Genomic DNA, 12,624 nt, shown 5'->3' with positions numbered 1-12,624 from the left:
TTTATATATATTAATGCACTAACACACTGTCAAATACGTCCGTACCATCTGTCAGCTTTAAATGAAGCTGTTCTATAATATATTCGACATCCTGTTTGCGGTAATTGAGCAATGGAAGATCCTCTTGATAAGCCTTGTAATAAAGAATAGAGGCAATCTTAAGCTCCTCTTCCCCAGCAGGCATTAGCTGCTGCGCTTTTTTTTTAGCTCTTCCTTCATCACTTCAATGACATACTTGGCTTCCATTTTACAGGAATAGTCATAGTTTTCTTCAAGCTGTTCCTGAAGCTCTGCTATCTCATCCATTTGCTTCTCTGACGGCTTTTCAGATAAGATCTTATTGATGACTTCATTGATTTTGACAGCCAGCTGTTCATGAAAAACAGGATCCGCTTTCGTCTCCTCGCTGATCTGGCTATACCAGGATGCGTGGTTGATTATGTATTCGCGCCATTCTGCTACAAAGTTTTGCATATTAAATTTATCTTCATTCCAATTAATTCCGCTCATATAAGATTCAAATGAAGTGGTGATCGAACGAGAAATGCTGATTTTTATCCCCTGAGAAAGATCTTTAAACGCCATCCTTGTAAAAGTACCCCCCAATTGTTAAATCTAATCTATATATCCATATAATTCTTATCTTTAATCATATCATAAATACGTTACCATAAGTGTGCAGGAAAAACTAAAAAACATGCTCAATATATGGTAAAAGATCCATTTTTTTAAACAGAAAAAGGACAGGTTCCCCTGTCCCTTGCCTTTATTACTGATCTTTATTATTTTCGTCTTGCATATCAAGATTGTCTTCTACAGCATCTTCGCCCGGCTCGTTGTTGTCTTCCATAACATCACCGTCATCGTCAGTGTTGATGTCATTGTCCCCGCCGTTCTCATTTAATTCGTTGGTCACGTCGCCATTTTCACCATTCATACCGCCATTTTCATCTTCCATGATTGTATCGTCTTCTGGCGGCGGCTCCTGGTCATCTGTGGCACAGCCTGCTAAAAGCATTGCTGAAAGGACAGAACCTCCGATAAGTTTTAAAAGCTTTTTATTCATCGTAAAAGCTCCTTTCCTAAGTTGTATTTGTTGACCTGCTGCACTGGTCTTCCTTTATATTTCCCAAAAACTGAAACAACTTGCATAGATTTTTTGTTTCTTTTTAATTGCTTTTTTCATAAAAAAAATCCCGCACAGCATGTACGGGATTTTCAATAGATATTATCGTTCAATCGCAAACATAATCTCGGCTTCCATCGCCACTTCATCGCCCACTTTGGCAACTGCTTTTCCTTTTCCAATTCCTCTGCGGACAGAGAGTAATTCGACTTCCATGATGAGTGTATCTCCCGGGCGGACCTGGCGCTTCCATCGGCATTTTTCAACACCAGCGAAAAATGCCAGCTTTCCTTTATATTCATCAAGAGACAGCAGAGCTACCGCACCAGTTTGAGCGCACGCTTCCAAAGTAAGGCAGCCGGGAAATACGTTGTAATTAGGAAAATGACCATTAAAAACTTCCTCGTTCGCACTCACATTCTTCTTCCCAACTGCTCTTTTTCCAGGCTCCAGCTCTTCAATGGAATCCACAAACAAAAAAGGATAACGGTGCGGAATAATTTCTTTAATTTCTTCAACATTTAATTTCAATGACTTTCGCTCCCTCATAGGTATGTAATAATTAGTACCAGATACTAACAATAGCTTACACTTATTTTACTAAAAAAAGCGGCTTTGGCAAAGGGGTGGCTGATTTTAGGTGAATTTCCGGCATTTTATGTTTGGAGACGAAGGCACAGCTAACTTTTTTATTAAGAAAGCAGATTTGAAAAACCTTAATTTTTCAAATGTTATCTTCAATTGGGATTGCCACTAAAGAAAGCAGAGGACAGATCCTCTGCTTTCTTACAAAATAGCTCCGTTAACCTAGTCTGCTGATTTCCACTCCACGCCCTCGCTTTTCCATGTTAAGCAATAATCCTGTGGGGTTACCGCTGGCTCGCTTCTACCGCGGGAGTCTCATACCATGCGATTTAACATAGCCTCTCACAAAAAAAGAAGGCCAGCGCCCTCCTTCTTTGCTTCTATTCCTTTTCAACCAGCTCCATTATATGTGTCCACGTTGATTTTGTGAAAATGTCCTTCACTTCTCCGTTGCCCAATACCCCGTATCCGACAGCGGCTCCGGCCATAACGCTCAGGAAAATTAAAAGTGCTACAATAATAATCCGAAGCCAGATTGGAATAAGGCGAACGCGAATCCGCCCTTTACGCGGTGCTTCTTCTTTGCTGCGTTCTTTCTTCAGTTGTTCGCGCGTCTTGACTGCTTCTTGATTACTGTTGTTTACAGACATTCTACTTTCCCCTTTTACCTAACGTATTCCGTTAATGAGGCCCATCATTTGATCGGCCATTGACACGGATCTTGATTGAAATTGATAAGCACGCTGCAGGTTGATCAAATCTGTCATCTCTTTGGACATGTCTACGTTGGATTGTTCAAGAGCGCCTTGTGCCATTCCAACTTGGCCGCGGAGAGCTCCGTTCAGCTCGGTAAAAATCTCCTCGCCCTCGATTCCATCTGGAAGCCCAAGCAAATTCCCGCCTTTTTGCTCGAGAAATTGCGGCTTGTTCATTTGGACAACACTTAGATTAAACTCCTGCACATCACCATTTGCCGCTTCTGCTATAAAACGTCCATTTTCAGTTACATTATAATTTTTAGCTTGTCCATTTATTATAATTGAATTGTTATTTTCATCAAGGACAGGATAACCGTCTCCTGTCACGAGCATTGTCTCATTTTCCGAAACGGGTGTTAAGTAAAAAGCACCGTCTCTTGTAAAACGGACAGCTGTGCCCGCATCTGTCTGCTCAAGCACCCGGAAGTACTGGCCTTCCTTTGTAAAAGCCAGATCAAGCGGACGCTCTGTGGCTTTAAGTGCTCCCTGCTTCATAACGATTTGGGATTGCGCCAGCTTTGCCCCAACACCCTGCCGAATGCCTGCTGGTGTTAATCTTTCAGCTTCGAAATCCTGATTCTTTTGGTTATTGTATTGCTGGAAAAGCAAGTCGGTAAAATTGGCTTCCTTGCGCTTATAGCCAGTTGTATCAATATTCGCCATATTGTGGCTGACGATATCCATCTGCTTTTGCAGCTGGGCGAGCGTATTGGTCGCTGTAATCATCGTTCTGTTCATATTTCTCCCCCCTTAATGGGTTTGCTGCGGGACCTTACCCGATCCGTCCGACTTCATTTGCCGCTTTTTCCATACTGCGATCATAGGCCTGAAGGACCTTTTGATTGGCCTCAAAAGAACGGTAGGCAGTCAGCATATCTGTCATTGTTCTGGATGCATCCACATTGGAGCGTTCCAGATAGCCCTGCTGCAGCTTAAATTGTACACCATCTGCATTATAGGCATCTTCCACAACACTGTCATCAGCAGCAGCGAACAGTCCGTCGCCTTCTTTCCTCAAGCTCTCAGGGTTTTCAGCAAAGGCAATTCCAAGTCTAGCTGTTTCGCCAGCTTCACCGGTTAAGATACCATTCTCATTAACAGTAAACCTGTCGCTTGAAAGCTGAATCCGCTCGCCTTCGTTATCCAAAATATATAATCCGCTGGCAGTCGTTAAAAAGCCATTGCCATCGATTGTGAAATTTCCGTTTCTTGTGTAGCGCGGCTGGCCATCTGCACCTGATACTGTATAAAAAACCGAACCTCTTAGACCGCTTTCGGGATTTATCGGCATATTGATATCCAGAAGTGCCAGATCCGTGTTTAAACCCGTATCCTTTAAATCCCCCTGCATAAAGGATGGCAGGGTCTCCTGCATATATACACCTGTATTAAGGCTGCCGATCCTTTTGTTTAAAGGAAGATTCAAGCCGCCTTCAGTGGGAACAGACTGCTGGTCAAACCGCTGCAGCAGCATCTCGGGAAAAGCCCTCATACTCGTTTGGTCAGCCTTAAACCCCGGGGTATTGGCATTAGCCATATTATTTGTCAGCACTTCCGTCCTCCGCTGCTGGGCAAGCATCCCGGAAGCCGCCGTATAAAAACCTCTAAACATCGAGTTCACCTCTAAATGAAAAGCCAATTTTCAAACCAAAACCGCACACTTATTCACGATACTTCTATTATAAGAAAATTTCCGACAATAAACATTAAAAATTTGAAGAAAAAAGTCAGAATTTGAAAAAAGTTGTACCTTTTATTGATCGGCAGGTTTAGAGGAATGTTTATCACAAATAATCTTTTGATAATGAGCCATTGTAGTGATCTGGATTTCATTTCTCTTCCGCGTGGTAATTTTCTATTTGGCTCTTTTCGTATAGATTGTTGTTTTTGGCTTTTAAAGCTTGCCCGTTGATTTCCGCTCCAGTCACGCAGCGAACCCGCGGGGAGGAACGGGAGCCTCCTCGGCGTTTCACGGGGTCTCCCGCTCCCTCTCTTCCCGCAGGACATTGAATAAACTTCTTTGAATAGACACCGCACGAAGAAAATGCGAATGCATTTTCGAGGATCGAGTGCCTTCCACTCCAATCAACTCAGTAATTAAAACTAGTTTGTAACTTTGCAAAAACAGCCATTATCTTTATTTTTATTCCAGTTATATCCGTCAGTTCGACTTTGTTTATCGGTCAGTTTTTAATTTTATCGGTCAATTTTTCAATATATCAGTCACTTTGCGCCACACCAACTTTTCAACATATGTACGATAGTAATAGGATATTAAACCAGTGACTGCATCAGCAATGAAGCAGAATCCCTTCGCTGGAAAAACAGAAAAAACCCGCCAATCAAGGCAGGTTCATTCTTTTTAAATAAGCTTTCTTTTAGGAAGCTTATCAATATTATCAAGCATAATGCCTGTTCCGATGGCCACACAATCCATTGGATTTTCTGCAATGAGGACTGGCACTTTCAGCTCTTCAGCAAGCAGCTGATCAATGCCGTGAAGCAGCGCGCCGCCGCCTGTTAAAATAACGCCACGGTCAATGATGTCTGCAGATAATTCTGGCGGTGTACGTTCAAGTACACTTCTCGCAGCTTGTACGATCACATCTACTGACTCGCTTAAAGCTCCTTGGATTTCTTCTGAACGAACGGTAATCGTTCTTGGAAGACCTGAAACCATGTCCCGGCCGCGGATCTCCATTTCTTCGCTTTTAGACCCAGGGAAAACCGTACCGATTGTCGTTTTGATATTTTCGGCTGTCCTTTCCCCGATTAGGAGCTTGTACGCCTTTTTAATATACTGAAGGATTTCATTATCAAACTTATCTCCGGCCATTTTGATGGATGAAGATGTAACAATGTCACCCATAGATAAAACAGCTACATCCGTTGTACCGCCGCCGATATCCACGACCATATTTCCGCTAGGCTGGAAGATATCCATCCCTGCTCCAATCGCAGCTACCTTTGGCTCTTCTTCAAGGTATACTTTTTTGCCGCCGCTTTTTTCAGCAGCTTCCCTAATCGCCTTCTGTTCAACACCTGTGACATTTGTCGGACAGCAAATTAAAATACGGGGCTTGGACAAAAAGCCTTTGACGTTTAATTTGTTGATAAAATGTTTCAGCATCGCTTCCGTTACATCAAAGTCAGCAATAACTCCATCTTTCAGCGGACGGATGGCCATGATATTTCCCGGTGTACGGCCGACCATGCGGCGCGCTTCTTCGCCCACAGCCAGCACCTTATTCGTATTTTTATCAATCGCCACAACAGACGGTTCATTCAGCACAATTCCGCGGCCTTTAACGTGGATCAGCACGTTCGCCGTTCCTAAATCAATCCCTATATCCCTTGCAAACATTTCTTTTCGTTCCTCCTTGCACAAATGGCCAGCTTATGTCCGCAGCTTTGAAGGCTCTCTCTATTTCGGCTTTCTTAAAGCGAACTTCGCTTTTTTAAATTTTTAGTTAAAGGTCTAAGTAGTTTTTTCTTAACACAGCAGTTTAAGCCACGCAAAAGAATCAGTTCTTTTTCCTAAAAAGAAATGATCTTGCCTGACACTCTTTGGCGTCCTAGTCATTACGAACCAGGTTCTATCCTAATTTTATATTTTAACACATTCTTTGTGAATACAGTAACATTTTGTAAAAAACTGTGTGACTTTTTGAGGAATTTTGTCGTAAAAAGGGGATTAATGAAGGCGACTTATGAAGGGGCTTAAAAGCATAAGGAAAGGCCACATTGCCGGCCAAAAAAACAACTTATGATCTCGAGCCCCCGGGAGCCGCTGTGAGGTTATTCATAAAGCTTAAAATTTGGGACTGCACAGCTTTAAAGGAAACTGCCAAAGCAACTGTAAAGCACGGCTAAAAACGCTGGTTTCCAGCCGGAGACGCCTGAGCGGGCGCCTTGCGCTTTTCTCATTTAACTGGCTCTTCTTCCATTTCTTCTTTTTTATACTTCATTTTTGTGGCTTCACCACCGCGCAAATGGCGGATCGATTTATGATAATCCAGTATTTCCTTTACTTCGTTTGCCAGTTCAGGATTGATTTCAGGTAGTCTTTCCGTTAGGTCTTTATGGACTGTACTTTTGGATACGCCAAACTCCTTCGCGATTACGCGAACCGTTTTTTTCGTCTCCACGATATACTTTCCAATCTTGATAGTTCTCTCTTTGATGTAATCGTGCACACCACTCGCCCTCCCCGATTTGGATGTGAGAAGTGTGAAATGAGACTCGCTTTTTGCTTGGTTCGATACTGTATTCCGCATGGCCCCTGCTTTTGCAGACACTAGATAGGATTTAATCTGCTTACATGCGGCTGAAAGCAAAAGCCTTCAGCTTGCGATAATTAAACATGTCCTCAACTTATTCAGTGGTTTCAGTAAAACGATCCCTCACCTCATACATTCTCTTTGTAAGGTTTGTAACAGTTTATTAGCTTGGTTGACGTAATATGCACGAAAAACTCAATAGGGACAAGGTTTTGTGTAAATTTTTTGAAAATAGGACATCTGGAGGCTAAAAATAGGAAATGTTTTCATTAAAATCTTTGGGGTAAAAGATAACAAACGGGCTAAAGAGCCGGTGTGATGTTACCTACATAATTTCCAGTCAGATCCCTATACCTGGGTAGAATTCCTGATAGTTAGATAAGTATCAGGTTTTGCTGGAAGGCAATAATTTTCTGCAAATACATTTCTTATATAACAGATAAATTCAAAAATCTGAGAAAATACCATACAAACTAACTAATTACAGTGTTATAAAAAAGGAAAAATGAATCAGGTTTAATGGTGTTCTCAAAGGATTTATTCCCTATTGTGATCACCCTGTTTAGAAATTATATTCATATTTATGGTTAAGTGACCACTATATTCCAATAAACTATTCATATAGATAGGATGATTAATGACATGCAAACAATGATCATGCAAACACGTAAAGAAAGGATTCTTGATGAAAAGAGAAAGCAGGCAAAGTCACGAAGAATGAAAGCAGCCAGTACGGCTTTTGCTGCCGCTATCGCAGCCGCCAGTTTAAACGCTGCTGCAAAGGATACCCACGCACTTGTCGATACCTATACAGTTCAAAAAGGAGACACCCTTTACCGGATTTCCAAAGAGCATGATATGACTGTCAAGGAATTGAAAGCGGTTAACAAACTAAAGTCTAATATAGTTTACCCCGGACAAAAGCTGGAGGTACGAACAGAGAGGCACACAGAAGAAACGTTCCTGCAGCATGCAGCTATCTATACGGTTGTGCCAGGAGATACATTATGGGGAATTGCTAAGCGCTATAACATGTCCGTAACCGAGCTAAAAACGCTTAACAATCTCAAAAGCGATATGGTGCTCATCAGCCAAAAGCTCATCATCAAGGAGGACATCGCTATTACAACGGCAAACATTGTGGGTGCTGCCGATAACTTTACTGTTGAATTTAAAACTGGCGATGACTTCTTCAGATTACAGGTTCCCTACGGAACAGCTCAGTCTTATCAAAAAATGGCCGGGGAACAAGTAGTGGTCGCTCATAAAAATGGGGCATTGATTAATATTCAGTAAGCAAACATACGTAAGGCCGGATTCCTGTTGAGATCCGGCTTTTGTATATCAATCGGCAATCTTCTTTAGTTCCCTTCATTGGCTCTTTCTCCTGGTGAACAGCACTATCCTCCCTCTTGAGTTCCAGCCCCCGGCTCTTTCTCCATTCTTGGGGAAACTATCCAGCCTCTCAGCCATTATCCTGAGCCTAAAACCATCCCCCCATCATCACTCACCCGCCCACCAACATGTCAACCACCCTTCATTCTCCCTTTAAAACTGCATGGATCTCATCTGGCTATCGGTTGCTTTGATCAATTCTCCCCATGTGTTATAGCCTCTGTCTTTGAACTGTAGTAGCAATTCAACAAATAGGTAGGCAGTGGTTAGTGCATCCCCTACTGCACTGTGGCGCTCATAAATTCTGGTGCCAAATGCCATGGCGTACCTCTCGAGGTCGCGCATGTCATAGGAGGGGGCAATAAACCCAATCAAGTCCAAGGTGTCTATCGTCAGGAAATTTTTCAAAGCAAGCTTTTCCCGTTTAAATTCGCTTTTCATGGCAAGTGCATCAAAACTGACGTAGTGGCCGACCAGGCAGACCGTTTCCCTTGATTCGACATAATCAAAAAAGCTCATCATAGCCTCTACTGCTTGCGGGGCACCTTTTACCCGCTCAGCGGAAATAGAGGTCAATTCTGTTATTTCCCGAGAAATTTGTCGATTTGGGTTTACATATGTCTGAAAAACATCCTTGTCACACACTTCCAGACCCCTAACCGGAACTGCGCCAATTTCGATAAGCCGGTCTATTGTTGAAATCTGAAATCCCGTGGTTTCCGTATCAAACACGACAAATTTCAGATCCTCCAAGGGTGTTGACAGCGGAATATTTTCATAGGTTAAGGAACATGCTACATTTTTTCTGCGAAAAAACATTACCAGCCTCCTTCTTGAGAGCTATACTGAAAAGTGTATAAACACCTGGCTCTGCAGCTCCCTTAATGTTTTTAAGCTTAAAATCAATTCTTCCTTTTCGCGTGTTGACAGCCTGGCAAACGATACAACGGATGTTAGCTCACTACCCGCTTTCGCCTGCTGCCAGCGCTGGGTAACATACATGGTCAGGATGGTGCTTACTGCTTCCTTCAGGTCCAAAGCAAACTCCCTGGAAATGACTTGTTTCTTCTTCAGATAATCTATTTTTTCAACCGGTGTCCCTGATTGTTTTCCATGCAATAGAGATAAAATTTGCAGACTGTGATGATACGGGAACAGAACTTCTTTTTTCATATCAATGCTTTTCCGTTCAAGTTTAAATAAAGACCGGATTGGCTGGTCCAGGGTCGGAATGGGATGCTCCTTTTCTAGCTGTGCCAGCCGGTACAAAAAGATCCTCGACCTTTTCATCTGCTCAGCAATCATTCTTTCAAATTTCTCATGCAATCTCTCACTGCCAGTAATAAACCGGTACGAAAAGAAATTCTGGGCTAGTAATAGATTGGAGTTGGTAGATTGCAGCATCCATTTTCGCAGTCTATCTTCCCACACAGCCAGTGAGCCGCGCCATTTCTGTTCGCTGCACATCATGAGTCCTTTGCACCGGACATATCCTGCTGCTTCCATATTGGAGGTAATCTCTCTTCCCAGCTCTGAAAAATAAGCAGAAGCATCTTCCCTATGATTTTCATAGACCAGGAAATGGTCCTGATCGGTAAGCATAAACTGTTCGCCCCGTCCGCTGCTGCCCATTTGATAGAACGCAAAATCACCTGGCCTTTGCATCCCTTTTTCCTGCAGATTTTTAATAGAGAGCTCTACTATTCTGCCTGCAAGGCGGTCATAAAGCTTTGTTATGATTTCAAAGGTCGTCAAGATGGGAACCCGATCCCTTATTAGCGTATCGATTACCTCATAAATGGCATTTTTCACCTGTGGCAGGCTGTCCCGGTCCGCCTGTTCAATCTTCTGGATCGTCTTCATGACATTCTCGTTTTTCTTCCTCAGCAAGTCTGATAGAGTGACAATTCCAACTACCTTGGAATCCTCCACAACAGGCAAGTGCTTGAATCCTTTTAAAAAGATGAGTGAAATCGCATCATAATAATAAGCAGACCTTGATATCGAGACAGGGTCTGGTGTCATAATCGTACGGGCTTCGGCTGATAACTCGATTCCCCTTGCAACCACCCGCTCAACCATGTCCCTTTCCGTAATAATCCCTTTTAATAATTCATTTTCTATAACCAGCACAGAGCTCGTTCTCATTTTATGCATCAAACGGGCTGCCTTTTGGACACTCTCTTCCGGAAGAACAGCAGCAACCCCTTCACTCATCACATCCTGGACACGTATCATAAAGGCTTCATTTTCTCCGTAATCGGTAGCGAGCTTTACCTGTTCGGCCAGGGAGGTATAAATATCCTTTAATCGGATGGCAACCTGTGTCAGGAGATAATCGTGGACTGCCGGGTCATCCCATCTTCTTGTAACCACTTCAAACGGGATGTACATCGCCCTTACAGCACTCACTGCTTTTACTTCAACCATCACATCGGTTTTCACTGGCTTTGAAACGCCAAGGAAGTCAGCAAGGCTTGAAAATCCAATCATTTCGCCTTTTTGGACAACCTCGAGAACCTCCTCGCGTCCATGGGTTTCATTTTTCACAAAAACCTCTGAAAGACCTTCTAAAATAAGCAGAAGGCCTTCCCGGGGTTTATCTTTTTTTAGCATGATTTCATTTTTTTCGAATTGGCGGACTTCGCATAAGGAGATAAGTGAAAGGGCTGTGTCAGAGTCCACCCCTCTGAAAAAGGGGTGAAACCGCACAGCCTCCAAATTGTATAACTTAGACGGATTTTGATTCATCGTCATTGATCCAAACTTCGCCGTTTTTATATACCATTTGCTCCGGATAGCGAAGATCCATAACCTCATCCTGGATCTTTTGTGATGGAGCAGCTGTCATAAGGGAAACAACGATGTTAGCGATAAATGCAGCTGCTGCACCAAAGACGCCAGCACCTGTATCTATGATTCCAAGGATTGTAAAGCCGCCGTATTTTGCTGCAAAGATGTATGACAATGTCACACCCAGACCAACGAGCAAGCCCGCAATTACACCCTGTGAGTTTGAACGCTTCCACCAAACACCCAGTACAAGCGCTGGGAAGAAGGTTCCGGTCGCAAGTGCAAATGCCCAGGCCACAATCTGTGTGATCGCTCCTGGAGGGTTAAGCGCGATAAGCCCTGCCAGGAGAGTTGCCACAACGATTGACCAGCGTGCTACAGATAGACGAGTTTTTTCAGTTGAGTTCGGCTTTAGCACCCGATAGAAGATATCGTGGGCAAAAGCGGAAGAAATGGCGATCATTAATCCGCCGGCAGTTGATAATGCTGCCGCCATTGCTCCTGCTGCTACTAGACCGATGACAAACAATCCAAGGTTTGCAATCTCTGGTGTTGCCATAACGACAATATCGTTAGAGATAATTAATTCGCTCCATTGGAGAATGCCATCACCATTTGAATCCGCTACTTGCAGCTTGCCTGTATCGACCCATGATTTTGTCCAACCAGGAAGCTCGGTGATTTTGCTGCCGGCAACCTTTGTCATCAGGATAAATCGGGAGAATGCAGCGTATGCAGGAGCTGACAGGTAAAGCAAGCCGATGAATAGCAAGGCCCATGCACCGGACCAGCGGGCAGCTTTCATTGTTGAAACTGTATAGAAACGGACGATTACGTGAGGAAGTCCTGCTGTACCAGCCATTAAAGTAAACATAAGCGCCAGAAACTGCCATTTTGTTCCATTTGTAAATGGCGCAAAGTATTCAGAAATTCCCAGTTCACGATCCAATTCACCCATTTTCCCGACAATTTCTCCATATGATAGCCATGGAGCCGGGTTCCCTGTAATTTGCAGGGACATGAAAATAACTGGAATGATATAAGCAATGATTAAGATGACATACTGTGCAACCTGTGTCCAGGTAATCCCCTTCATGCCCCCGAATGCAGCGTAAAAGGCAATAAGGACAACGCCAATCATGGTACCAAGCTTGGCGTCAATTTCAAACAGTCGCCCAATAACTACACCGGATCCGGATAGCTGGCCAACAGAGTATGTGAAACTGATCATGATCGTACAAATCGCCGCTATCACACGGGCTGTATGGCTATCAAAACGGTCTCCGATAAATTCAGGCACCGTGTAACGGCCGTATTTTCGCAGCTGTGGAGCCAAAAGGAATGTCAGCAGCAAATATCCGCCTGTCCATCCCATAATGTAGGCAAGTCCATCATAGCCTAGAAGCATGATCGTTCCAGCCATACCGATAAACGATGCAGCACTCATCCAGTCAGCGCCGATTGCCATTCCGTTAAAAATCGGAGGGATTCCCCGTCCGGCAACATAGAAGTCCGATGTTACTTTTGCTTTGTTATAAATGGCAATTCCAATATATAAAGCAAATGTGGCTAAAATAATGGATAATGAGACCAAAAATTGTGTATCCAAATGCCATCCCCCTTTTTCACAATGCTAAATTTTTTCATGACGCCCCTTTATATCTCTCTTTTAAAGCCGCTCGAACAG

At 43.4% G+C, this 12,624-nt stretch carries 13 protein-coding genes and 1 pseudogene; 2 read left to right on the top strand and 12 right to left on the bottom strand.

Translation table 11 applies throughout. The features are described 5' to 3' along the window. Nucleotides 1-10: 10 nt before the first annotated feature. From J7I93_RS20605 to fabZ, 4 genes are all read right to left on the bottom strand, one after another. The gene (locus J7I93_RS20605; RefSeq protein ID WP_214728067.1) at nucleotides 11-184 is read right to left on the bottom strand and encodes a hypothetical protein; all 174 of its coding nucleotides are present in this window, start codon (nucleotides 182-184) and stop codon (nucleotides 11-13) included. After that, complete coding sequence (locus J7I93_RS20600) at nucleotides 184-585, bottom strand: hypothetical protein (RefSeq protein WP_214728065.1); 402 nt, start codon at nucleotides 583-585, stop codon at nucleotides 184-186. Before J7I93_RS20600 ends, J7I93_RS20605 begins: the two co-directional genes overlap by 1 nt. Nucleotides 586-769: 184 nt before the next feature. Continuing rightward, a complete protein-coding gene (locus J7I93_RS20595; protein ID WP_214728063.1) occupies nucleotides 770-1,066 on the bottom strand; it encodes a midas domain-containing protein in 297 nt (98 codons plus the stop codon). A 162-nt stretch (nucleotides 1,067-1,228) separates the two neighbouring features. After that, nucleotides 1,229-1,657, bottom strand: coding sequence for a 3-hydroxyacyl-ACP dehydratase FabZ (gene fabZ / locus J7I93_RS20590; protein WP_214728061.1), 429 nt, complete (start codon nucleotides 1,655-1,657; stop codon nucleotides 1,229-1,231). 121 nt (nucleotides 1,658-1,778) lie between these two features. Between fabZ and J7I93_RS20585 the strand changes: the two are divergent. Beyond that, nucleotides 1,779-1,883 (top strand): annotated as a pseudogene (locus J7I93_RS20585) (DUF1963 domain-containing protein); the annotation flags it as partial. 208 nt (nucleotides 1,884-2,091) lie between these two features. Here the strand turns inward: J7I93_RS20585 and J7I93_RS20580 are convergent. The 5 genes from J7I93_RS20580 to spoIIID all read right to left on the bottom strand — a co-directional run bounded on the left by J7I93_RS20580 (nucleotide 2,092) and on the right by spoIIID (nucleotide 6,665). Beyond that, a complete protein-coding gene (locus J7I93_RS20580) occupies nucleotides 2,092-2,361 on the bottom strand; it encodes a DNA-directed RNA polymerase subunit beta (protein WP_214728059.1) in 270 nt (89 codons plus the stop codon). Nucleotides 2,362-2,379: 18 nt separating this feature from the next. Further along, nucleotides 2,380-3,207 carry a flagellar hook-basal body protein gene (locus J7I93_RS20575; RefSeq protein WP_214728057.1) on the bottom strand — a complete coding sequence of 276 codons (828 nt, stop codon included), beginning with the start codon at nucleotides 3,205-3,207 and terminating at the stop codon, nucleotides 2,380-2,382. 34 nt (nucleotides 3,208-3,241) lie between these two features. Next, entirely contained in the window at nucleotides 3,242-4,081 is an 840-nt protein-coding gene (locus tag J7I93_RS20570) for a flagellar hook-basal body protein (protein ID WP_214728054.1), read from the bottom strand. A 750-nt stretch (nucleotides 4,082-4,831) separates the two neighbouring features. Further along, nucleotides 4,832-5,833 (bottom strand): rod shape-determining protein, encoded by a 1,002-nt coding sequence (mreB, locus tag J7I93_RS20565; protein ID WP_214728052.1) that lies wholly within the window; start codon nucleotides 5,831-5,833, stop codon nucleotides 4,832-4,834. A gap of 559 nt (nucleotides 5,834-6,392) precedes the next feature. After that, nucleotides 6,393-6,665, bottom strand: coding sequence for a sporulation transcriptional regulator SpoIIID (spoIIID, locus tag J7I93_RS20560; protein WP_009332173.1), 273 nt, complete (start codon nucleotides 6,663-6,665; stop codon nucleotides 6,393-6,395). A 726-nt stretch (nucleotides 6,666-7,391) separates the two neighbouring features. On the opposite strand from spoIIID, the gene J7I93_RS20555 reads away from it, so the two are divergent. Next, entirely contained in the window at nucleotides 7,392-8,045 is a 654-nt protein-coding gene (locus tag J7I93_RS20555) for a LysM peptidoglycan-binding domain-containing protein (RefSeq protein ID WP_214988764.1), read from the top strand. Between the two features lie 252 nt (nucleotides 8,046-8,297). On the opposite strand, the gene J7I93_RS20550 is transcribed toward J7I93_RS20555, so the two are convergent. Genes J7I93_RS20550 through J7I93_RS20540 form a run of 3 tightly spaced genes read right to left on the bottom strand, consistent with a single transcriptional unit; the run spans nucleotide 8,298 to nucleotide 12,546 of the window. Then, nucleotides 8,298-8,963 carry a 3'-5' exonuclease gene (locus J7I93_RS20550; RefSeq protein WP_214728050.1) on the bottom strand — a complete coding sequence of 222 codons (666 nt, stop codon included), beginning with the start codon at nucleotides 8,961-8,963 and terminating at the stop codon, nucleotides 8,298-8,300. Nucleotides 8,964-8,984: 21 nt separating this feature from the next. Then, a complete protein-coding gene (locus J7I93_RS20545; RefSeq protein WP_214728048.1) occupies nucleotides 8,985-10,895 on the bottom strand; it encodes a DUF294 nucleotidyltransferase-like domain-containing protein in 1,911 nt (636 codons plus the stop codon). Then, complete coding sequence (locus tag J7I93_RS20540; RefSeq protein ID WP_214728046.1) at nucleotides 10,876-12,546, bottom strand: sodium:solute symporter family protein; 1,671 nt, start codon at nucleotides 12,544-12,546, stop codon at nucleotides 10,876-10,878. Before J7I93_RS20540 ends, J7I93_RS20545 begins: the two co-directional genes overlap by 20 nt. Between the last annotated feature and the right edge of the window lie 78 nt (nucleotides 12,547-12,624).

The sequence above is a fragment of the Bacillus sp. ISL-47 genome, assembly GCF_018613175.1.
Lineage (GTDB): Bacteria > Bacillota > Bacilli > Bacillales > Cytobacillaceae > Cytobacillus.
This window is presented reverse-complemented; position numbering and strand designations above follow the sequence as displayed.